Here is a 23,593-nt window from a genome sequence, read left to right as displayed (position 1 = left end):
TACATTTATTATATATTTTGTGTAATTAAATGTAAAATAAACTGCCGCTGAGTATAATCGTTTTCTTTTAATAAATGCTCTTAATACCTTTAATTTACAATAGATAATATTAATTCACAAAAAACATATTTTATTTAAAATGTTAACAATAAATAAAATATTCAAAAATATATATTTTAAGATAATATATGGCTAACTAAAATGAAATTTGAGTAGTGTTAGTATTCTTAGGAGAAGAAAATAAAGTGAATTTTGGATTTGTGAATATATGAAAAAAAAGCTAAGTGATAATCACTTAGCTCTACTGGTCGGGGTGACAGGGATTGAACCTGCGACCTCATGGTCCCAAACCACGCGCGCTCCCATCTGCGCTACACCCCGCCGACATTTATAATTATAAATTACAATTGTATGGGTTGTCAATAATTTTTACGAAAAAATATCTATAAATACTAAAATTATATAATTTTATATGTACTTTCTAATATAAGGAGTTATATATAAGAGAGCTTCATGTTATTTTAAATGTAAAATATTCCTATTAATATAAAATTATCTTAATGAAAATAGAATGATAAAAGTTAGTAAATTATCAGGTAAATCGTAAGTATTCTTAGTGAAAAAAGTATTGCTTACGTTAAGAATTTCAATTGTTTGAACAGAGTGAGTTATTGAAATTTAGGAAGTGATGCTTTTTAACTTTAGAATATTAGGTGAGATCTGATTGTCTATGATGTTTGTAATTCTATTTTCGTGATTACATAAATTTTCTTACATGAATAATTTGTGATAATATATATTATAAGAAAAGTTTTATGGAAGAAGGTGAAAATATGCAGATTTCTACTATAATTATGGTAATGACAAGCTTATTATTTTTTGCTATGGGTATGGGAGTTTTTCTTTCAAAAACTTTTAAGTCATTGGAAGAAGAAAAAAGAAACTATGTAAAAATTAATGGAATGATATATACGTTTGTTGGATTAACATCTTTAATAATAGCTGTATTTGATTATATGACAAAAACAAAAGTAACATTACTTATATTTGTATTCATAATATTTGTATCAGCAGTATTACAGCTAATTTTATCAAAAACATTAAATAAGTAACTACATTAATACACTTGTTATATTTTATCTGATGGCTACTACCTGTAATACCATCATCCTTTTACAATGGGAGAGTTAACAGGTATATGGCCTAGATTAACTTATCTAATCATTGGTATAAAAATACCATATGAATGAAGATTCGTTTTATAATAAGGCACATTCAAAAAAATAACAAGTCAGTATGTTAGTCTATTTTGTGTAATACTGCGTCAGTGATATTAGCCCATAGCCTGTACTATGAACTAATAGCAATTCCTTGTCTGACACAAAATATACATAGCATCTTGGACTTGTTATTTTCTTTCAGGTGCCTAAGTGTATTGCTTTTTTGTGTTATGTAGTATTATCATATGCTTGGAGATATGAAATGCTTTGCAACTACTTAGCAAATTAAGGATAGAAAATTGAGAATGGAGAGCTTTTATAAAGTTGAGAGTTGAAAATAATTTATTTAACTAACAAGCACAAATTAGAGTGATAAAACTGTAGTTAAAAGTTGTGGATAATTTTTCAGAGAAAAATCTGAAATTAAATTATAGGTTTTACTGAACAAGGTGAAGAAAAACATAATAATGAAAGGGGTGATTAATATTAAAAGAATTGATAAAATATACACTTATATAGAAGAAATAACAATGGATTGGGAAAAAGAAGAAGTAATTAAAAATCAAGGGCTTTCAGCAATTGATGTATCAAACTCTTTAAATATATTAAGAAATAATGTTAGTATGGAGCTTAATACACTATTAAGACAAGACAAGATAATAAAAATAAAGGGTAGACCTGTATTATATATACCTAAAAGTGTATTAGAAAAAAAGTTTAATAAAAAATTTAAAGAAGGCCCTTTTGAAGTTGATAGTTTAAGAGAGCTTATTAATATAGATGTTGAAAATAAAGAAGAAAAAGAAATTGATCCATTTGAACCAATAATAGGGTGCAAAGGAAGTCTAAAAAATCAAATAGAGCAAGCAAAGGCAGCAGTGTTGTATCCTCCAAATGGACTTCATACATTAATATTAGGGCCAACAGGGGTTGGTAAAACATTATTTGCAAACAGAATGTATAGTTATGCAAAATTCTCAGGTAAATTTTCAGAAGAGTCACCTTTTGTTGTATTTAACTGTGCTGACTACTATAATAATCCACAGCTTTTAATATCTCAAATCTTTGGGCATGTTAAAGGATCTTTTACAGGTGCTGAAAGTGATAAAAAGGGTCTTGTTGAAAAAGCAGATGGTGGAATATTATTTTTAGATGAAATTCATAGATTACCTCCAGAAGGACAAGAAATGATCTTTTATTTCATGGATACTGGCACATTTAATAAGCTTGGAGAATCTGAGAGAAACAGAAAGGCCAATGTACTTATAATATGTGCAACAACAGAAGATCCAAGTTCATCATTACTAAAAACTTTTGTAAGAAGAATACCTATAGTAATTAATATACCATCATTGGATGAAAGACCTATAAAAGAGAGATTTGAGATAATAAAAACTTTAATAGCAAATGAGGCACATAGAGTTAATAAACCAATAAAGGTTACAGTAGATGTTGTTAAAGCATTAATAGGAAGTGTATCATTTGGTAACATAGGTCAATTAAAATCTAACATACAGCTAGTGTGTGCTAATGGATTCTTAAATTCTATAAAAAACAAAGAATATGTAGAGATTGACTTTAAAACACTACCTAAGAGTATAAAGGATGGAATGCTTTTAATAGGTAATAAAAGAAAAGAATTAGAAGAACTTTTAAATTACATTGATAATACAGTTATAATAAAGCCAGAAGGGCAAGAACTCATAGAGGAAGATAGTTATGAACCACCGTTTAATCTGTATAAAATAATAGAAGATAAAGCAAGTATATTAAAAGCAGAAGGTGTAGATGACGAATACATTAATAAGTTTATTGCAACAGATATAAATGTACATATAAAATGTTTTTATGATAAATTTAAATTTGATACAAAAGGAAGAGAAAAATTATCTAGAATTGTGGATGTGGATATATTAGACTTAGCAGAGGAAATAAGATCTCTTTCAGAAGAAAGACTAAAAAGAAGTTTCAGTGAAAGGTTTTTATATGCATTAAGTTTGCATATAAGTGCATTTTTAAAGAGAGTTCAAGAAAATAATACACTTAAATATGACTCTGAACTTATAGGTGTACAGAAGGAGAATGCAAAGGAATATAAAGTTGCATTAGAAATAGCAGAGCTTATACAAAAAAGATACAATGTAGACATTCCAAACGTTGAAGTTATATATATTACATTACTTTTGAGCTCCATTGATGAGGTCGTAAATGCAACAGGGAAAGTTGGAATTATAGTAGCAGCTCATGGTAGTAGTACAGCATCATCAATGGTGTCAGTAGCAACAAAGCTTTTAGGGGAAGGGAATATAATAGCCATAGATATGCCCTTAGAAGTCAGTCCCAAAGAGGTATTAGACAACATTATAAAAAAAGTTGAAGATATAGATATGGGTAAGGGTGTAATGCTTCTAGTTGATATGGGATCATTATCATCCTTTGAGATGGAGATAATAAAAAGAACTGGAGTACAAATAAGAACAATAGATATGGTATCAACACCAGTAGTATTAGAGGCTCTTAGAAAATCAAACTTATTTGATATGGATTTAGAAAGTATATACTCATCTCTTAAGAATTTTAAGGGATATGGAGTTTATGATACAGAAGAATACTCAAACAATGAAAAAGTTATAGTAACAATATGTTCAACTGGAGAAGGAACAGCAAAAAAACTAAAGGAAATAATAGATGATGCAATAAAAAATATTACTGATACAGAAATAAAGACTATACCAGTTGGAATAAAAAATTTAAAGAGTGAAATTGAGAGAATAAAACTAAAACATAATATAATAGCAACGGTTGGGGTTAAGGACCCTAAGATAAATGCACCATTTATATCTCTTGAGTCTCTTATAGATGGTTCTGGAGAAGATAAAATAAAAGATGTTATAAAGCAAAAACATATAATTGTTAAGGAAAGTGATACTAAAGTAATAACAAAGGATTTGTGTGAAGACAGCTTAAAGCAGTTTTTAACTTATTTAAATCCTTATAAAATAACAGGGCTTATATTATCATTTTGTAAGCTAATAGAAAAAGAGTTTAAAAAAGAGTTTACTAATTCTATGACCATTAAAATAGTATTACATGTAGCATGTGCCTTAGAAAGAGTATTAACTCAAGATATGTTGGTTTACCGTGGTGATAGAGAGTGTATTAATAAAGAATTATATAGTATTATAAAAAAATCATCATTGATATTTAAAGAGGGCTTAAATCTAGAACTTAATGATGATGAAGTGTATTATATATGTGATATGTTCACAGAAACAGGCGTGTTCCAAGAATAAAAGAGTATTAAAAAACAACAAAACATGACATGAAATATTAAAATAATATATAAAAAGTGCTGATATTCTATATTAGCACTTTTTTCTGTATCAAAATGTATTGAAAACAATATCATAAGTATCGATTCTGCTGAATTAGTGTATTGAAAACTGATTTAAGTGTATCAAACTTATTTTGTTGAAAAAAAATATATGGAGTAAAGCTATTGAAATAAAGGAGTTTCAGTATATTAGTTTTTTGATACACAAAGTTGGCACGAACATTGCTATTAATATATAGCGTAGGATAAAAAAAATTAAAATTTAAATAAAGAACAAGACTTAATAGGAGGATACAGCAGATGATAGGAATTATAGTTGGAACTCACGGAAAGTTCTCAGAAGAAATAATAAGGTCTTCTGAAATGATATTTGGGAAACAAGAAAACGTAAAGACTGTAACTTTTGAACCAGGTGAAGGTCCAGAAGATCTACTAGCTAAATATGAAAAGGCTTTAAGTGAAATGAATACAGAAGATGGAGTAATCGTTATGGTTGATTTATTTGGGGGTAGCCCATTTAATGCAGCATCAAGATTGGTCATAGAAAATGAGAAAATGGATATAGTAACAGGTGTAAGTCTTCCAATGTTACTTGAAACTTTTGGAGTAAGAGAAGTACTTCCAATAGAGGAAGTTATAAATACAGCAATAAATGCTGGTAAAGATGGAATAAAATCATTTAAACAAGGATTATTAAATAGCGAAGAGGAGGAACTATAAAATGCAAATAGTATTATCAAGAATAGACGACAGATTAATTCACGGACAGGTGGCTACAATATGGTCAAAAGAAACAGGATGTAACAGAATAATAGTTGTATCTGATGAAGTTGCAAAGGACACTTTAAGAAAATCTTTATTAGTGCAAGTTGCACCTCCAGGAATAAAAGCACACGTTTTAACAATAGATAAAATGGTGGAAATATACAAAAATCCAAAATACAATAGCTTTAAATCTTTATTATTATTCACAAACCCAACTGATGTATTAAGAATAGTTGAAGGTGGAGTAGATATAAAGACTGTTAATATAGGTGGAATGTCTTATAAAGAAGGAAAGAAGCAAATAACATCAGCAGTATCAGTTAATGACGAAGATATAGAATCATTCAAAAAATTAGATGCAAAAGGAATAGAATTAGAAATAAGAAAAGTAACAACAGATTCAAAAACAGACTTAATGAGTAAGCTTTAAAAATTAAAAAACCATAAGGGGGAATAAACATGATATCAGGATTTCAACTAATAATGTTATTAATAGTTGCGAGTGTTGCTGGTATAGGTAGTGTTCTAGATGAGTTCCAAACTCACAGACCTCTTGTAGCTTGTACGCTTGTAGGACTAGTGCTAGGTGATGTTAAAACAGGAATTATATTAGGTGGTACTTTAGAAATGATGGCACTAGGCTGGATGAATATAGGAGCAGCCATGGCACCAGATGCGGCAATGGCATCAGTTGTGTCAACAATATTAGTAATAGTAGGTAAACAAGATATATCAGCAGGTATAGCAGTAGCTGTACCAATAGCAGCAGCTGGACAAGTATTCACAATATTTGCAAGAACTTTATCAGTAGGATTACAACACAGAGCAGATAAATATGCAGATCAAGGAAACATAGCAGGAATAGATAGATGCCATATAGGCGGATTATTAATCCAAGCAGCTCGTGTGGCTATACCAACTTTAATAGTTGCCTTAATAAGTGCAGATCAAGTAACTGCTTTATTAGGAGCTATACCAGATGTTATAACTAAAGGACTTCAAGTAGCTGGTGGATTCATCGTTGTTGTTGGATACGCAATGGTTATGAACATGATGCAAGCAAAATACTTAATGCCATTCTTCTTCTTAGGATTTGTTATAGCTACATTTACAAGCTTTAACTTAGTTGCATTAGGAATTTTAGGAACAGTATTTGCAATAGTTTATATCCAATTGAATCCAAAATATCAAGCATCAGCAGTAGATGAGTTTGCTGACTTGGATGATCTATAATATTTGAAGGAGGGAATCCACATGAGTGAAAAGAAAATTACTAAAAAAGATTTAATCAGCATGTTCATTCGTTCAAACTTTCACCAAGGTTCTTGGAACTTTGAAAGAATGCAAGGCTTAGGATATTGTTTCTCAATGGTACCAATAATCAAGAGATTATATGAAGGTGACGAGAGAAAATTAGCATTAAAAAGACACCTTGAGTTCTTTAATACTCAGCCATTTGTAACAGCACCAATATTAGGTGTTACAACAGCTATGGAAGAGGAAAGAGCAAATGGAGCACCAATAGATGATGGTGTTATAAACGGAGTCAAGATAGGACTTATGGGACCTTTAGCAGGAGTTGGTGATCCAATATTCTGGGGAACATTAAGACCAGTTTTAGCAGCATTAGGAGCTTCAATGGCTCTAAGTGGAAGTATATTAGGACCAATAGTATTCTTCGTAGCATTTAATGCTGTAAGATTAGGAATGAGATGGTATGGAATAAAATACGGATATGAAAAAGGAACAGATATTGTTTCTGATATGGGAGGAAACAGACTTCAAAAATTAACAGAAGGAGCTTCTATCCTAGGACTATTCGTAATGGGTGCTCTTGTTGCTAAATGGACATCAGTTTATATGCCAACAGTAGTATCTACAATAACTAATGCTGAGGGAGAAGTAGTTGTAACAAGAATTCAAGACATACTAGATCAATTACTACCAGGTTTAGTTCCGTTATTATTAACATTCGCTTGCTCAAAGCTTCTAAAGAAGAAGGTTGGTGCAATCTGGATAATATTTGGACTATTCGGAGTAGGTATAATAGGATACTGGTTAGGATTCTTAGGATTAAAATAAAAATAAGAAAACCACGAGAAGTAATTTCTCGTGGTTTTCTTATTTTTATTTTAAAGTTGAGAATTGAGAGCTGAGAGTGGAAAATTATAGGTGGTTTTTCTACGAAAAACCTAAAATTTTAAAATTAAATTATTAGTTTTTGTGAACAAAAACATCCTTAACTTTCAACTCTCCACTTTCAACTAACATAAGTGAAGCTATTTTATCTTAAAGTTCTGAACTAATGATGCTAAGTTTTGAGCAAGTTCAGCTTGGCTTTGGGCAGATATAGAAATTTCTTCAATAGTTTTATGAGTTTCATTAACTCCATCAACTATACTAGTAGAATTATTAGCAGAGTTTTCAGATGTAACCATCATGTCGCTAATAACTTCAGTAGCCATACTTATTATTTCCTTAAGTTCATCAGATAATGAATTTAGATTTGAAGAAAGTATTTTCATGAATTTAGCATCTTCACCGTAATTGTTTCCACTTTCAAGTAGAAGGTTAAATTGAGGTGTAACCTGCTTATCCATAAACTTTATAATCTCTTCTGTGTTTTCAGTTAAATTATTAAAGCTATTATTAGTTTTAATAATTATATTAGATATATCTTTTGCTATTGTAGAGGTTTCTTCAGATAGCTTTCTAACTTCCTCAGCAACAACTCCAAATCCACGACCATGTTCTCCTGCCCTTGCAGATTCTATTGTTGCATTTAAAGCTAATAGTTTTGTTTCATCAGCTATGGATGAGATTATAGAAATAAGATCCTTAACTTGAGAAACAACCTTTCCATCTTGTATTGCCTTTATAAGATTAACCTCTTTAGTTTTGTAAAGAGTTTCTGTGTTTTTTATTGAATCCTCACCTTTCTTTTTTATAGAAACAGCCCTTTCTTCGATATTATGAGATACATTAAGACCTTCCTTAGCTGTATTTGATAAAAGGTTAATCTGTGAATTAATGGAGTTTAGAATATTCTGAACCTTATCTGCGCTATTTGAGGAGTCTGCGCTTAGTTCTTTTATAGTATAAGAAGATTCATTTATTGTAGTCAAAGTAGCACTAATTTCTTCAACAGATGCAGAGAGTTGTTCAGAAGAAGCAGAAAGTTCTGATGCATTATCAAGTATAGTCTTAATCATTGAGTTTATATTTTCACCTGCATTATTTAAAGATTTACATAGCTTAGAAAATTCATCTCTGCCTTTTAAGCTAATATGCTGAGTTAAATCGCCATCAGATAGGGATTTAGCAAAAGATAGACATTCTTTTAATCCTGAGGATATAGCTATATAGTTTATTATGCATATAAAGAGAGAAATCAAGATACAGGCTGAAACTAAGATTATTGTATATAAATTTGTTTCATTATAAATCTTTTGGCTATTATCAAATAAATTTTTAGCTGTAATTTTCTTTAATGATATAATTCCATTTAAACTTGAAAATAAAGAACTTTGTTGGCTTCCAAAATCTTTAAACAGTTCAAGAGCTTCATCTTTGCGATCCTCATTACAAAGATTTACTATTTCTGAATTATTTTTATCGTATTTTTCCAAAGCTGTCTTATATGTTGACCAAATATCAGCTTCATTTTTAGACATTTCAATTTTATCTCCTTGATCCATTAATGTATGAAGAGATTTTTGTTCAGCATCCATATAGGTATATACTGATTTATCATTAGAATCAGAGTAAACCATTTCAGAAAGATAAGCTTTAATGTTTGTTAGACTTTGTTTTATGTCAGCAAGAGTTGAAATATTAGTAAGGCTATCGTTATAGGTTATTTTAAGATTATCATTTACTTTGCTTAAATTAACAACGGAGACGCTCCCTATAACTATAGTCAAGATAGAAGTAATAAGAACAGAAGTTAGCAATTTAGTTTTAACAGAGATTTTATTGAGCATAAACAACACCCCTTATGTTATAACCAATATTTTATAAAATTTTGAATTAATACTATTATAAGACATTTTTAGGGAATTTAAAAGCTAAAAAATTTCTAATATAGTTTCTATGATATATATTTTCTAGGGTTCATGTGTCTAAGTTAATTGAGAAAACTTTAATGAGTGACAAGTTATGAGTTACAAGTTACAAGTTGTGGAGAAATCTTCTAAGGAAGATTTTAAAATTTAAAAAATATAACTTAGAGAAAATCTGTGACTTTCAACAATAATCGTCAATCATCAATTCTCAATTGTCAATTAAAAAAGGGTGTAGATTTTTGTTCTCTGACACAAAATATTACATGCCATCTTTGACTTGTTAATTTCTTTCATGTGCCTAATATAAAATAAGTTTTAAAATTAAAACACGTAAATTAAAATCTTAAATAGTAAAAATGATTGTATAAAATATAAAGCAAATATTTAGTGCATAATATTAAATTGAATTTAATTACAAATTTAAAATTCAAAATGTGAAAAAATTAAAGATATAATTTTATGAATTGTTTACAAAAAAGTTGCAGAACCATTAAAGAATGGAGCATATTAACATTGTAAGCACAAAGAGATAATGATATAATGATTAAGAAATATTTAAGATGACAAAAATTCAAAATTGATTATATTTAAGAATTAATTATTATTGAGGTGTAAATATGAATAAAAAGATTATAGCAGCTATATTAGCTGGTGCAATGGCTTTTAATACAAGCATAATAGCATTTGCGTCGCCTGTAACAAGCGAACAAAAGGAACAAATAGAACAAAAGCAATCTGAGTATAAAGATGCTGAAGATAAATTAAATGTATTAAATCAAAAATTACAAGAACTTCAAGGACAAGCTCAAAAATTAGATGCTGACATAGCTAGTAATAATACAGAAATAAAAAGCAAAGAAAATAACATAAAGTCACTTGAAGATGAAATGACAACTCTTCAAAAGGATTTAGAAGAAAAAGAAAACTTATACGGCGAAAGAATGAGAGCTATATATAAGAGTGGAAATCCAGGATATGTAGAGATTATTTTAAGCTCTACAAACTTCTCAGATTTAGCAACGAATGTACAAGCCGTTGGTAAGTTAATGGGTATGGATAAAGAGATGATGGATGAAATTAAAGCTAAAAAAGAAGAATTAAATAGTAAAAAAACTGCGATGAATGCAGAATTAGAAAAAGTTCAAGCTTTAAAGGCAGAAACTCAAACTAAGCTTGACGAATTAAATTCTCAAAAGAGCAAACAAAAAGAATTAGTAGACCAAGCTGCTGAAGTTAGTAAGAACATAAAAGTTGACTTAGCTTCTAAAGAAAGAACAATGATACAATATCCAAAGGAAGTAATAGAGAACTCTAATAGTTCAATAGCAGATTTAACAGCGGCAAAAGATTCTTTAAGAGAAATAAGACAACAAGTTAAGGTTATAGAGAGCGAGGTTGTTGATTTAATAGAGAAAGCTAAAACTTCAATAGATTCAAAAGAAGCAGCAAAAGCATCATCAGTAGATAGAGGTGGTAGTGTAAATAACTCATCAGGTGGTGGTAGCACAAACTATCCATCAGGTGGTGGACAAGTAGGATCAGGAAGTGTTTCTCAATTATTATCAATAGCATATAGCTTACAAGGAAAACCATATGTATATGGAGCTACTGGACCAAACACATTTGATTGTTCAGGATTCACTCAATATGTATATGGAAGAATTGGTGTTGGCTTATCAAGAACAACTTTCACACAAGTAAATGAAGGAACATCAATTCCAATATCACAAGCTCAAGCAGGAGACCTTGTATTCTTTGGAAGTGCAAGTTCACCACATCACGTTGGAATATACGTAGGAAATGGACAATACATTCATGCACCACAAACAGGCGATGTTGTTAAGGTATCTTCATTATCATCAAGAAGTGACTTAGCGGCGGTTAGAAGAATACTTTAATAAAAATGTCTTGAAAAATTAAAAAATATTGGCTGAAATAGAATATACTTGAAAAAAGCATAAATATTTCAGGTTGGATTTATAAAGAAGGTTATGTAAGATTATCTTACATAACCTTTTTTGTACGTGGATGGAATTATGAATTTTTTTTATAAAACAACAACTGTCAATTCTCAATTATAATGTGGCGTAGCCACCACATGAAAGTATAAAAATTTTAAAAATAAAATGCTGACAAAACCTAGTGTTAAAGAGGTTTTTAATCAGTGACAAGTGTAAGTTAAGGATGAAATTTTACTTGGCACTCTAAACTTGTCGCTTAAAAAGTGGTCTAGCCACTTTTGCTATTAAAAGGAAAGTATAAGAATAGTTATGTAAATTTTGAAAGAAGGTGTATTATGAAAATAATTAAATTACAACAAAGTCACATAAAGGAGGCTATTGATTTAGTATGGATTGTTTTTCAAGAGTTTGGATCAATTGATTATTCGACAGAAGGAATAAAGAAGTTTAAAGAATCCATAGATTATGATTCTATAATAACAATATGTAATAGAGGTTCTTTGACCTTTTGGGGATACTATGACAATAATGAATTGGTAGGAATTATTGCAATGAAACATATTAATCAAATTTGTATGCTGTTTGTAAAAAAAGAATATCAAAGAAAACATATAGAGACTAGTTTATTTGAAATTGCTTTAAAGAATTGTAAAGATAATCATTTTAAAGTGATTACAGTTAAGTCACCACCATATTTAATAGAAGTTTATCATAGGCTTGGTTTTAAAGAAATAGGAACAGAACAAGTTATAGATGGAATACCTTTTACCCCTATGATATACAAGTTAAAATTAAACCATTGGTTTCACAAGTATACTGTATTGTAAAAATTCAACGCAACTTGTCATTTAGCACTCAGCTAAGATTATCACTCATAAATCATATTAACTTAAATTTATCACTTGCATAAGCTTATGAACTTTAATTTACTATTTATCAATTCTCATTTGAAAAGCTTATGAATTGTAAGATTCTCCTAATTGACAATTAACATGTAATGGTTATAATTAAATATAGTAAATTAGGCACATTCAAAAAAATAACAAGGAGAAAACATAAATGGATCTTTTAAATAAAGATGAAACTTTAGATGATTTACAGCTAAAGGGAATTAAAATAATACAAAAAGAAAATGCATTTAGATTTGGGATTGATGCTGTGCTTTTAGCAAATTTTCCTAAGATAAAGAAAAATATGAGAGTAATAGATTTGTGTACAGGTACAGGTATAGTACCTTTTATAGTTGCGGGCAAAACGGAAGCAGCTACTATAACAGGGATTGAAATACAAGAAGAATTTGTTGAAATGGCAAATAGAAGTGTAAAATTAAACAATTTAGAAGACAGAATGAACTTTATACATGGGGATTTAAAGGATATAAAGCTTTTAAAGTCTATGGAAAAGGCTAATGTAGTTACAGTAAACCCTCCATATAAGCTTTGTAATAATGGTATAGTAAATCCTAATGACAAATTAGCCATAGCTCGACACGAAGTGTGTTGTACTTTAGAAGACGTTATAATAGCCGCTAGAGTACTTTTAAAGGACAATGGAAGGTTTTATATGATACATAGGCCAGAAAGGCTTGCAGATATTCTGTGTATTATGAGAAAACATAAAATAGAACCAAAAGTTATAAAGATGATACATCCAAACAGTAAAAAGGCTCCTAACATAGTTCTTATAGAAGGACAGAGAGATGGAGGGGCTTTCTTAAAATTTGAACCACCTTTATATGTTTATAATGATGAAGGTGGCTTTACAGAGGAAATAGATAAGATATACGGTAGAGATAAGTAAGGAGGCGGAAAGAATATGGGAAAATTATATTTAGTTCCAACACCAATAGGAAATTTAAAAGACATAACTTTAAGGGCGCTTGAGGTATTAAAACAATGTGATTTAGTTGCAGCAGAAGATACAAGACAAAGTTTAAAGCTTTTAAATCACTTTGAAATAAGAAAACCTATGTTAAGTTATCATCAACATAATGAACAGGGAAAATCAGATAATATAATTGAAAAGCTAAGAGAAAATAAGATTATTGCACTTGTTACAGATGCAGGAACTCCTGGAATATCAGATCCAGGTAGTGTAATCGTTAAAAAGTGTATAGAGGAAAATTTGGATTTTGAAGTATTGCCAGGAGCAACGGCAACAACAACGGCTTTGGTTTACTCAGGATTAGATACAACAAAGTTTTTGTTTAGAGGATTTATACCAAGAGAGAATAAAGAAAGAAAACCATTTATGGAAGAGATTAAAAATTGTAAGGAAACATTAATATTCTATGAAGCACCTCATAGACTTTTAAATACACTGAATTTCATACTAGAAAGTCTTGGAGATAGAAAGATAGCTATATGCAGAGAACTCACAAAAATGCATGAAGAAATAATAAGGGGAACCTTAAGTGAAATTATAGAACATTATAATGAAAAAAATCCAAGGGGTGAGTATGTTTTAGTCATTGAAGGTAAAACAGATGAAGAAATTATGGAAGAAGCTATGAAAACATGGGAAAACTTATCAATAGAAGAACATATACTTAAGTACATGGGTGAGGGAAATAGTAAAAAAGATTCCATGAAGCTTGTGGCAAAAGAAAGAGGTATTCCTAAATCAGAAGTGTATAAATATTCATTAGAATTGTAAAGAATATAAAGAATATGAAAAAGTGTTTAAAAATTATACAAAAAATTGGATAAAAAAGTAATGGAAGTTATTGTATTTACAAATATATGTTTTTTTAAGAATATTTTATTTGATGTGTAACGTTTTAATAGAAAAAAAAGTAAAGTTAAATGTAAGTTAAAAAAAATTGAACATAATAATAAGGGAAAAAATACAAATTTTTTTAAAAAAATAATACAATAATTATAATTGGAAATTGTTAAGGCAAATAAAAAATGCTATAGAAAATTCTATAGCATTTCTTATATTTAATTTGTTTTATTTTTCTTTTTTCATTTCAGCTAAACAGTTTTTACAAATGTTCTTGCCTCTATAGTTTACAACGTCTCTAGCATCTCCACAGAAAATACAAGCTGGCTCATATTTCTTTAATATTATTTGCTCACCATCTACATATATTTCTAGAGCATCTTTCTCAGCAATATCTAGAGTTCTTCTTAATTCTATAGGAATAACTATTCTTCCTAATTCATCTACTCTTCTTACTACACCTGTTGATTTCATAAATTTGTTCCTCCTTATATACATCTTTCGACATCGAATTAATAAATTACACTTTAAATGTAATAATCAGTCAAAATTTAACTAGATAAAAAATAGTTCGAATTACAAATTTCTTACTAAATTCCATCTAATAGATAATATACTACCATATTATTGAAAAGTCAATACATTATTTTGAATTCATTTAATGTTAACAAAATGCTTATAAATCAAGTATCCAACAAGAAACATAACAATAATGAAAGTAAATTTGAAAAATTATACAAAAATTAACTTAAATAAAAAAAGTAATTTTTTGGCTGTATATTTATTAATGTCGAAAATCAAAAGACTATTATATTTTACTATATTTATATTTTGTTCAGATTTTCTTAAAATATACATATTAAGGTAAAAAAATTACTCTTTGTAATATAATATGATTTATGCATCAATTTGGTGAAAAATAATAATTCACAATATACTAACAACTTATCCACAGGGTAATTGTGGATAATGTTGATAATTCTCAAAAAACAGTAGACATTTGTAATTAAATTTTGTTTTTAAAAAAAATAATTGATAAATTCAATTAATCCATATACTATAATATGTATATAAATAGGTGCTTTAGTCAAAATTAATAAGATGAATAAGGTCCTATAATATAAAAAAAAATAACTTGTAATGCGGTTTGCAATAACTTATAATTATATTGTAGAATAAGAAACTTTAATATGTTAGGAGGTGACTTAAATGAGTGATATAAAGTTTGATATGGATTATGTTATGAATTTAGCTTCGGAAATGTCAAAAAACAATGCTGTATCATATGATGAATTACCTAAATATGATTTGTTTTTATCACAAGTTATAGATTATTTAAATGATAAATTTACTGAAGAGAAGTATACTAATAATATAGTTCAAAACTATATAAAGAGTGACGTAATATCCAAGCCAGAGGATGGTAAAAAGAGAGGTTATACAAAAATTCATTTAATACAGTTAGTTTTATTAAGCTATATGAGACCTTTACTTACAGCAGAAGAAATTAAAAAGGTGTTTAGATTAGCTTTTAATGACATTAATGATAGAGAAGATGACATACTAGAATGGGAATCAGCATATAAAATATTTGCTGATGTACAAAGAGATAGTTTAGATTCATTCTTGGCAACTCCATTATGTGATAATGGGAAATTAGAACAAATTATAGAAGAGCTTAATCTTGAGGATAAAGATAAGGTAAGAATAAGAACATTTATAATAGTGATGTCTTTAATAGCACAAGCAAGTGTTATTAAAAAATTAGTTCAAAAGGTGGTTAAAGACTATAACGAAGAGTTTAAGTCTGAAGATCAATAACAATTTAACTTAAGTTAAGTTAATTATTAGTTAGAGCAAACTATTTTACGATAAACCTAATAAATATAAGCTTTAATTGTTAGTATTATACCTATAAGTTGATAAGACATAATGGGTATTTTAATATTAAGTTTGGAGCTTTCATTGATATATAAATAAAATTTATAAGTGTATAAAAATAGAGAGATAAGACACCTTAATGTTTTATCTCTCTATTTTTTAACTTTATATTTAAGGCACATTCAAAAAAATAACAAGTCAGTATGATAGTTTATTTTTTTCATGTGCCTAACTCAAAAACTAATTGTCCATTTTAAGTGATTATATAAGGTTACGACTAATTAACAACCACCAGAATTACTTGAAACAGAGAAGCTACTTCCGAATAATCCCTTTTTAAAATTAACTACAACATCAGTTAACATAAATGAAAATTCTTGGTCAGCAACAAATTTTATTCCATTTGATTCAACAACATCATCATTTTCTTTTTGTTCATCCAGAACAAGTCCTAAAGATGGGCCACCTCAACCAAAGCCTTTTATAACTAGTCTAGCAGCATCTTTCTTTTTAGAAGTCATAGAGTTTTTTAAAGCATCTATAGTTGATTCATTCATAGAAATATTCATAGTAAAAATCTCCCTTCATTCGTTTACCCCTATGGGGTATCTTTTATACTATTATATTCATCAATAGATAGTTTGTCAATTATAGATTGAATTATTTATAAGAGTTAACATAATATTTTCATTATGTTAAAAATAATCTTCTTTGAGCAAAGTTTTAATTGTATAAACAGATTATATTTATGTATAGGATATTATAAAATTTCGAATCTGTGGATAACTTTGATAACTATTAAAATACATAAACTTTCAACAATAATTGTCAATCGTCAATTCTCAATTGTCAATTAAAAAGGGGCGCAGCCACCTTTGTTCTGTGTAACATGAATTGATGAAAATGGTTTAATATCACATAGGTATAATGAATATAGTTATAGATAAAAAAATACATAGTAATTTTGCATTAACACTGGTAAAATATATTAGGGTGAAAGAGAATTTGTAATTTAGACAATAAAGTCAAAATTACAAGGTTGACAAGTTTAATTTAATCTTTTAAAAATTAAAAAATATAAAGGATTAATTATTTGTGACTTAATTAATCTAAAAATAATGTGATGGTTTCAATCATTAAGTTTTGATTGAAATTAATTTTTAACGTAAAAATTAGGCTATTAGCCATAGAATAAAATACATAAAAATCTGACTAAAAGAGAAGGGAAATGGGAATATGCAATCAAGAACAGACAATGAGCTTTTAGAGTTTTTAATGAATAGTTCAGTAGCAGAAATAAGTGAACATATAGAAGATATACATCCAGCAGATGTCTTGGATGTAATTGAAAAAGTGGAAGAAGATAAGTTGTATATTATACTCTCTAAATTGCCACATTGGATGGTTGCAGAAGTTATAGGAGAAGCTGAAGAAGAAGAGCAGATGAAACTACTCTCTTTATTCTCTGAATTAAATCAAGGAAAAATATTGAACGAAATGAGTTCCGATGATTTAGCCGACCTTCTTGGTACGATAACACCTATAGAAGCTAATAAATTTATAGAAAAATTAACATCAAAAGAAGATAGAGATGATGTTAAGGAACTTTTAACATATGACCCTGAAACAGCAGGGGGGCTTATGGCCACAGAATTTATAAGTATAATGGACAATAAGACTGTTCAGGATACATTTACATATTTACAAGATGCAGCACCAGATGCGGAAAGTGTATACTATCTTTATGTTTTAGACGAAAGAGAAGTATTAAAAGGTGTTTTATCTTTAAGAGATTTAGTTACAGCTACATTTGAAACAAAAATAAAAGATATAATGAGTGAAAATGTAATAAGCATACCTGCAGATATGGATCAAGAAGAAGTTGCAAATAAGTTTGAAAAGTATGGTTTTATGAATATGCCTGTTGTAGATGAACAGGGGGTAATGTTAGGAGTTATAACAGTTGATGATATTATTGATGTATTAAGAGAAGAAGATACAGAAGACATTCACCGTCTTGCAGGAATAGATGAAGGCGAAAATGTTGCGGGTGGAACAATTGCATCAATAAAGAGTAGACTTCCATGGCTATGTGTAAACTTATTAACAGCAATACTTGCCTCATCAGTTGTAAGTTTATTTGAAAATACAATAAGTCAAGTTGTTGTCCTTGCAACATTCATGCCTATAGTTGCTGGTATGGGTGGAAATGCAGGTACTCAAACATTAACACTTGTGGTAAGAGGTATAGCTCTTGGTCAATTAACTTATGAAAATTCTAAGAAGGTACTATTTAAAGAAATAAGGGTTGGAATGATAAATGGAGCATCTATAGGTTGTGGAGTAGCATTACTTGCTTGGCTTTGGTCAGGAAATCCAATACTAGGGTTAGTAATAGGATGTGCAATGCTTTTAAATATGACAGCAGCCACATTAGCAGGATTCTTAGTACCAATGACACTAAAAAAGCTTAAAATAGATCCAGCTTTAGCATCATCAGTATTTGTAACAACAGTAACAGATATATGTGGGTTCTTCTTTTTCTTAGGACTTGCAACAGTGTTTATAGAGTTTTTAGTATAAGTGGGGTATTTGAAAGTGGAAAGTAGCAAGTGATAAGTTTAAGAAATTGAAAATTGAGAATTGATGATTGACAATGAAGGATGAAATTTTCTTATAGAGGATTTTTGAACTAAAAACATTTTGTGAAAAACCTATGGTTTTCAACTATAAGAAAGACTTGTGTGGAGAAATTCTTGCGGGTCTTTTTTGTTGCCATTTTTATGATTTTATTAATTTAGTCCACATTGAGATTGTAATGTAAATAACCTCTCTTCTTATTTTAGTGACAAGTTGTAAGCTTAAAAATTGAATGATGAAATCTTCTTACATATAGAAATTTTAGTTGAAAATTGAAGGTTGAAAGTTGAAAGTGGCTTTCCACTTTCAACTCTCAACTTGATATTAAGGAAGTCTGTGACTTTCAACCACAATTGTCAATTGTCAAATCTCAATTCTCAATTAAAAATGTGGTGTAACCACCTTTATTCTAAATTACAGTAATAGTGTATGACGTATTAAATTTCTCACCTACGTTAAGCTTTATTAAACCATCTTTTTCACTGAAATCTCCGTTAAAATCATCGAAATCAGCATGACCAAACCAAGGTTCTAAACATACAAATGGAGCATTATTTGGTTTAGACCATATTCCAAACCAAGGGAATCCGTTAAAGTTTAATTTTATGCTTCTTGAGTTTTTAGTATTCTTAATAGCCATTTCATTAGAATTAAGATTGTTAAAAATTAGAGCATCATTTATGAAAAGTTTGGAGGTCAAAGGTATTAAATTATTATTATTAAAGAAACTCTTCGTATCTTTAGATATAAATCCATCTTTTGTCACTGGGAATATAGGAGCTGTTTCCTTAGACTCAAGCTCTATGTAATAGTCTTCCAGGGATTCAGTTTCGAATAATGGAACGTTAAAGGCTGGGTGAGCCCCTATAGAAAAGTAAATATCCTTATTATCTAAATTTTCTACATTGTAGGATACTTTAATTGTATTCTCAACTAATTCATAAGACAAAGTAAGAGAAGATTTATAGGGATAGACTTTCAGTGTATCTTCGTTATATTTAAGGTTAAAAGATATAAAAGAATCTCTATGTTCAATTAAAGAAAAATCACTTCTTCTTCCAAATCCATGCTGAGGCATTATTCCACTTTTAAGTTTACCAACAATGGGAAAAAGAATTGGGGATTGGCCAGTCCAATAGGTTTCATCACCTTGCCAAAGGTACTCTATATCGTATTTTAATATACTTGATAGTTCTGCACCGTGAGATTTTACAAAAATTTCTAAAAAATCATTAAAAATACTAAAAACCATAAAAACATCTCCTTTAATTATATTATTTAGTATATAATATCATAGAAGTGAAAAAAATTTTAATAATTATAAGAAAGTGTGAAGGGATAGATATGAAATTTAGAAAATTACCTAAAAATAAATTGATGTATTTTTTCTTTGCAATTGAAATAGCAATAATAATATGTATATATAAAAATTATTATAATTATCAGCAGATGGATTATAAATCTTTAGGTGTATATTCTGATAAAATTTTAGAAGATAAAATTGAAAATATAATACACTCTGCGTATTATGTTTGTTTTGGATTTTTTGAGGAGAAGTGTAATGAAAGTTATAATATTGAAAATTATAGATTGAAAAATCCAGAGTTAAAACACATGTATATTATAAATGAAAATAATGAGAGTAAAACACTAATTAATGGACAAGACCCCAAAGAAGAATATCTAGATTATGAAGAATTAAAAAATATTTATGAAAATCATAATAATGGAGTGGATTTGCCCAGCACAATCTATATGTTACCGGATAAAAATAGTAAGAGTAAAATAAATGCTATACAAGGCATTATTATTAATAAAAAGATTAAATTTTTTGTATTTAATATAGATGTAGATGAGCTAATTAAGCTTAATCTTCTACATGATGTGTATGAAAATTATGATTTTAGAATTAGATGTAAGGTAAATGGTACTATTTGGGGGAGTGATACTAATTTTCAAAGAGAATTTCATTCAGAGAGAATTAACATAAGTGGTGAAAGTTGTTTTCTGGATTTAGCGTTAAAACCTAATGTATTTAAGAAAAAGCTTATAACAAATGGTATAGTATTAACATTAATATCTGTTGTTTTGACAGTTTTGAATTATATGGGATATATGATGCTTAAGAAAAATAAAAATATATTAAATCTAAAAAAAATTGGAGATAAACTCCAAGAGGAAATTGTAGCAAGAAGAGAAGTTGAAGAACGATATGAACTGGCCATAGAAGGTTCTAATGATATTATATGGGAGTATGATGAGGTAGAGAAAAGGTTTATATTATCTGATAAGTGGAATAAAATAACTGGATATACTAAAAATATTTTTAAAAAAGGTGAAATGAGAGTAGAACTGTTTGAACTTGCTTATAAAGATGATAGAGAAGGTTTATTAGAAATAGTCAAAGGAATTAGAACCCATAATAAAAAAATTCTTAAGCACGAGTTTAGAATAACAAAACCTGATGGAATAACAATATGGTTCTCTTTAAGAGGTAATGCGTTATATGATGAACATGGTGAATTGTTAAAAGTAGCAGGGTCACTAACAGATATAACAGATACTAAGATTAAAGAGAGGAGAATAGAATATCTTGCATATCATGACTCTTTAACAGGTCTTAAAAATCTAAAAAGATTTATGCTGGATATAAAAAAGTATATTGATTTATGGGAATTAAAAAATCAAAAAGGAGCAATATTATTTATAGATTTAGATAACTTCAAACTTATAAATGATACTTTAGGTCATGATTACGGAGATGCATTATTAAGAAGAGTGGCTACAGAAATGTATTCAGTTATAAAAATTAAAAATAGTGGAGAAGTATATCGTATAGCTGGAGATGAGTTTGTTGTGATAATAAATTATTTTGATAGTATACAAGAGCTTAATATAATATGCAAAGATTTAATTAATATATTTAATAAAGAATTTTTAATAAATAATAAAATTTTAAATATAACATGTAGCGAAGGAGTTGCAATATATCCATGTCATAGTAGGGATGATAAACAATTATTAATAAATGCAGATATAGCTATGTATAAAGCTAAACAAAATGGAAAAAATAGATATGAATTCTTTAATTCTTACTTGAAGGAAGAAATGGATAAAAAATTAAAAATGGAACGGGATCTTAATAGGGCATTAAAAAATAATGAATTTACATTAAATTATCAACCTAAGATAAACATTGTGTCTAATGAAATAAGCGGCTATGAAGCTCTTATAAGATGGTATGATAAGGAGAAAGAATCATATATTTCACCTATGGAATTTATCCCTCTTGCAGAAACCTGTGGGATAATTGAAGAATTAGGATATTGGATAATAGAAGAAGTATGTAGACAAATAAATATTTGGAAGATAGAAAATGTAGAATTCAAACAAATAGCTATAAATATATCGCCAGTACAATTAATACAAAAAACATTTATTACTAGATTAAAACAAATACTAGATAGATATAAAGTTGAAACAAAGGAAATTCAGTTAGAAATAACAGAAACCACTTATATGAAAGATATAGAAAAGAATAATAAGATATTAGAAAAACTAAGAAGTGCAGGAATTAGCATAGCTTTAGATGACTTTGGAACAGGGTACTCATCACTGAGTTATCTAATAGATATACCTATAAATACATTAAAAATAGATAAGTCCTTTGTAACAGGAGTACAAAATGATTCTGTAAGAAAGCAAATAGTGCAGGCTATAATTAATATAGCCCATAATATAGATTTATTAGTTGTTGCAGAGGGTGTTGAAAATAAAGAAGAAATGGAAGTTTTAAAAGATTTAAAATGTGATATAATACAAGGATATTATTATAGCAAACCTATGCCAGGGAAAGACGTACAGAATTTTAAAATATAGAGCGATACAGGATAAGTGAGAAGGGATAAGTTGGATTGAATAGGATTTATGGGTGATAAAGTCTATCCAGTGATAAATTTTAAATAACAAGTTAAGCATTGTAAGTTTATAGTTAACTAAACTTGTCACTTGCCACTCTAACCTTGTCACTTACATAAGTATACTCTTAAAGGAAAAAGGTGATGTAACTATGAAACTATCTAAGAAAAACAAAGTATTTAATGTAATATGTGCCGTTGTATTAATAAGTTTTTTTATTATAATGACATACATGTATTCTTCGGCAGTAAAGGTTCCTAAAAAGGCAATAAACAAAGAAGCTATATCATTAAATTCAAGTGTTAAAGTTAAGGATTCTCTTATAGTAGGGTACCTTGGAGACCGTGAGGGAAATCCAATATATTCTTTAGGTATACTTTCAAGTGGAAATACAGATAAAAAAGAACTAAGATTTACTGCAATTCATGAGAAAACTATGGTTAATTTAGAAGGGTATGATAAATATACTTTTGGAGATTTATATAAAGAAGGCGGAATAGAGTTATTAATAAAGGGAATGAATTCAACATTTGATTTAGATATAGATAAGTACACAGAAATAGATTTTTCTAAAATTGATAAAGTAGTTAATTCTCTTGGCAATATAACTTTACCTATAACATCTGAAGATATACCATTCATTGATAGTGATATGAAACAAGGAAATCAAGAATTAAATGGTGAACAGGTGATAAAGTATTATAGCTATAGAGGGGTAGCAGATAGTGACTTTAATATAGAGGCAAGATGTATAACTGTAATGAATAGCATACTAATTAAAACATCTGAATTAAACTTCTTTAAAGCACCTAAAGTTTTAATAGGAGCTGCTCCAGCAATAACTACAAATTTTTCAAACACTGAAATTGTATTGATGTTTTCAAATTTAATAGGTAAGAATTATGAAGTTACATCTTTAGCATTACCAATTGAAAATACATTTTCATTACAACTTCAAAAAGAACCAAATATTTATTATATAAAATGGGATGAAGAGGTCAATAAGAGGATGTTAAAAGATTTTGTTATAAATGGAATAAGACCAAGTAGATAATTTAGTAAGAAAAATAAGCTCATGTGGCGGAC

17 protein-coding genes and 1 tRNA gene are annotated in these 23,593 nt (G+C 28.5%); 14 read left to right on the top strand and 4 right to left on the bottom strand.

The genetic code is table 11. From position 1 onward, the window contains the following. Positions 1-305: 305 nt before the first annotated feature. Positions 306-381 (bottom strand) — tRNA-Pro (locus tag BM119_RS02895). 434 nt (positions 382-815) lie between these two features. Between BM119_RS02895 and BM119_RS02890 the strand changes: the two genes are divergently transcribed. From BM119_RS02890 to manZ, 6 genes are all read left to right on the top strand, one after another. Beyond that, positions 816-1,112 carry a hypothetical protein gene (locus tag BM119_RS02890; protein WP_090038728.1) on the top strand — a complete coding sequence of 99 codons (297 nt, stop codon included), beginning with the start codon at positions 816-818 and terminating at the stop codon, positions 1,110-1,112. 593 nt (positions 1,113-1,705) lie between these two features. Continuing rightward, entirely contained in the window at positions 1,706-4,513 is a 2,808-nt protein-coding gene (locus BM119_RS02885; protein WP_090038754.1) for a sigma-54-dependent transcriptional regulator, read from the top strand. 341 nt (positions 4,514-4,854) lie between these two features. Further along, a complete protein-coding gene (locus tag BM119_RS02880; protein ID WP_090038726.1) occupies positions 4,855-5,274 on the top strand; it encodes a PTS sugar transporter subunit IIA in 420 nt (139 codons plus the stop codon). A 1-nt stretch (position 5,275) separates the two neighbouring features. Continuing rightward, positions 5,276-5,749: a mannose/fructose/sorbose PTS transporter subunit IIB gene (locus tag BM119_RS02875; RefSeq protein WP_090038724.1), complete on the top strand. Its 474-nt coding sequence runs from the start codon at positions 5,276-5,278 to the stop codon at positions 5,747-5,749. A gap of 32 nt (positions 5,750-5,781) precedes the next feature. Further along, complete coding sequence (locus tag BM119_RS02870) at positions 5,782-6,552, top strand: mannose/fructose/sorbose family PTS transporter subunit IIC (RefSeq protein WP_207647662.1); 771 nt, start codon at positions 5,782-5,784, stop codon at positions 6,550-6,552. A gap of 21 nt (positions 6,553-6,573) precedes the next feature. Then, the gene (gene manZ, locus BM119_RS02865; RefSeq protein WP_090038720.1) at positions 6,574-7,401 is read left to right on the top strand and encodes a PTS mannose transporter subunit IID; all 828 of its coding nucleotides are present in this window, start codon (positions 6,574-6,576) and stop codon (positions 7,399-7,401) included. Between the two features lie 197 nt (positions 7,402-7,598). Here the strand turns inward: manZ and BM119_RS02860 are convergent, their stop codons facing one another. After that, on the bottom strand, positions 7,599-9,302 hold the full coding sequence (locus BM119_RS02860) for a methyl-accepting chemotaxis protein (RefSeq protein ID WP_090038718.1): 1,704 nt from the start codon (positions 9,300-9,302) through the stop codon (positions 7,599-7,601). A 698-nt stretch (positions 9,303-10,000) separates the two neighbouring features. Here BM119_RS02860 and BM119_RS02855 point away from each other — a divergent pair. The 4 genes from BM119_RS02855 (at position 10,001) to rsmI (ending at position 13,999) form a co-directional block, all read left to right on the top strand. Continuing rightward, entirely contained in the window at positions 10,001-11,281 is a 1,281-nt protein-coding gene (locus BM119_RS02855; RefSeq protein ID WP_090038716.1) for a C40 family peptidase, read from the top strand. A gap of 398 nt (positions 11,282-11,679) precedes the next feature. After that, entirely contained in the window at positions 11,680-12,171 is a 492-nt protein-coding gene (locus BM119_RS02850; protein ID WP_090038714.1) for a GNAT family N-acetyltransferase, read from the top strand. Between the two features lie 232 nt (positions 12,172-12,403). Beyond that, positions 12,404-13,144 (top strand): tRNA1(Val) (adenine(37)-N6)-methyltransferase, encoded by a 741-nt coding sequence (locus tag BM119_RS02845; RefSeq protein ID WP_090038713.1) that lies wholly within the window; start codon positions 12,404-12,406, stop codon positions 13,142-13,144. 15 nt (positions 13,145-13,159) lie between these two features. Next, positions 13,160-13,999, top strand: a complete 840-nt coding sequence (gene rsmI / locus BM119_RS02840; protein WP_090038711.1) for a 16S rRNA (cytidine(1402)-2'-O)-methyltransferase — start codon at positions 13,160-13,162, stop codon at positions 13,997-13,999. A gap of 297 nt (positions 14,000-14,296) precedes the next feature. Here the strand turns inward: rsmI and BM119_RS02835 are convergent, their stop codons facing one another. Next, the gene (locus tag BM119_RS02835) at positions 14,297-14,542 is read right to left on the bottom strand and encodes an AbrB/MazE/SpoVT family DNA-binding domain-containing protein (protein ID WP_090038709.1); all 246 of its coding nucleotides are present in this window, start codon (positions 14,540-14,542) and stop codon (positions 14,297-14,299) included. Positions 14,543-15,277: 735 nt separating this feature from the next. Here BM119_RS02835 and BM119_RS02830 point away from each other — a divergent pair. Both BM119_RS02830 and mgtE read left to right on the top strand, forming a co-directional pair. Then, a complete protein-coding gene (locus BM119_RS02830) occupies positions 15,278-15,889 on the top strand; it encodes a DUF1836 domain-containing protein (RefSeq protein WP_090038707.1) in 612 nt (203 codons plus the stop codon). A gap of 1,296 nt (positions 15,890-17,185) precedes the next feature. Beyond that, on the top strand, positions 17,186-18,532 hold the full coding sequence (mgtE, locus tag BM119_RS02825; protein WP_090038705.1) for a magnesium transporter: 1,347 nt from the start codon (positions 17,186-17,188) through the stop codon (positions 18,530-18,532). A gap of 466 nt (positions 18,533-18,998) precedes the next feature. On the opposite strand, the gene BM119_RS02820 is transcribed toward mgtE, so the two are convergent. After that, positions 18,999-19,841 (bottom strand): aldose 1-epimerase family protein, encoded by an 843-nt coding sequence (locus tag BM119_RS02820; protein ID WP_090038703.1) that lies wholly within the window; start codon positions 19,839-19,841, stop codon positions 18,999-19,001. A 92-nt stretch (positions 19,842-19,933) separates the two neighbouring features. Here BM119_RS02820 and BM119_RS02815 point away from each other — a divergent pair, with 92 nt between their 5' ends. After that, on the top strand, positions 19,934-22,468 hold the full coding sequence (locus BM119_RS02815) for a putative bifunctional diguanylate cyclase/phosphodiesterase (protein WP_090038701.1): 2,535 nt from the start codon (positions 19,934-19,936) through the stop codon (positions 22,466-22,468). Positions 22,469-22,658: 190 nt separating this feature from the next. Further along, a complete protein-coding gene (locus BM119_RS02810; RefSeq protein ID WP_090038699.1) occupies positions 22,659-23,561 on the top strand; it encodes an LCP family protein in 903 nt (300 codons plus the stop codon). Positions 23,562-23,593 lie beyond the last annotated feature (32 nt).

Source organism: Clostridium frigidicarnis, assembly GCF_900111985.1.
Taxonomy (GTDB): Bacteria; Bacillota; Clostridia; order Clostridiales; family Clostridiaceae; genus Clostridium_Z; species Clostridium_Z frigidicarnis.
Note: the sequence above shows the minus strand (reverse complement) of the source record. Positions and strands in the feature narration are given on the sequence as shown.

Excerpts from the sequence above, each read along its gene's own strand:
- BM119_RS02890 (WP_090038728.1), top strand. The coding sequence starts at position 816 with ATGGAAGAAGGTGAAAATATGCAGATTTCTACTATAATTATGGTAATG.
- BM119_RS02880 (WP_090038726.1), top strand. The coding sequence starts at position 4,855 with ATGATAGGAATTATAGTTGGAACTCACGGAAAGTTCTCAGAAGAAATA.
- BM119_RS02875 (WP_090038724.1), top strand. The coding sequence starts at position 5,276 with ATGCAAATAGTATTATCAAGAATAGACGACAGATTAATTCACGGACAG.
- manZ (WP_090038720.1), top strand. The coding sequence starts at position 6,574 with ATGAGTGAAAAGAAAATTACTAAAAAAGATTTAATCAGCATGTTCATT.
- BM119_RS02860 (WP_090038718.1), bottom strand. The coding sequence starts at position 9,302 with ATGCTCAATAAAATCTCTGTTAAAACTAAATTGCTAACTTCTGTTCTT.
- BM119_RS02855 (WP_090038716.1), top strand. The coding sequence starts at position 10,001 with ATGAATAAAAAGATTATAGCAGCTATATTAGCTGGTGCAATGGCTTTT.
- BM119_RS02850 (WP_090038714.1), top strand. The coding sequence starts at position 11,680 with ATGAAAATAATTAAATTACAACAAAGTCACATAAAGGAGGCTATTGAT.
- BM119_RS02845 (WP_090038713.1), top strand. The coding sequence starts at position 12,404 with ATGGATCTTTTAAATAAAGATGAAACTTTAGATGATTTACAGCTAAAG.
- rsmI (WP_090038711.1), top strand. The coding sequence starts at position 13,160 with ATGGGAAAATTATATTTAGTTCCAACACCAATAGGAAATTTAAAAGAC.
- BM119_RS02835 (WP_090038709.1), bottom strand. The coding sequence starts at position 14,542 with ATGAAATCAACAGGTGTAGTAAGAAGAGTAGATGAATTAGGAAGAATA.
- BM119_RS02830 (WP_090038707.1), top strand. The coding sequence starts at position 15,278 with ATGAGTGATATAAAGTTTGATATGGATTATGTTATGAATTTAGCTTCG.
- mgtE (WP_090038705.1), top strand. The coding sequence starts at position 17,186 with ATGCAATCAAGAACAGACAATGAGCTTTTAGAGTTTTTAATGAATAGT.
- BM119_RS02820 (WP_090038703.1), bottom strand. The coding sequence starts at position 19,841 with ATGGTTTTTAGTATTTTTAATGATTTTTTAGAAATTTTTGTAAAATCT.
- BM119_RS02815 (WP_090038701.1), top strand. The coding sequence starts at position 19,934 with ATGAAATTTAGAAAATTACCTAAAAATAAATTGATGTATTTTTTCTTT.
- BM119_RS02810 (WP_090038699.1), top strand. The coding sequence starts at position 22,659 with ATGAAACTATCTAAGAAAAACAAAGTATTTAATGTAATATGTGCCGTT.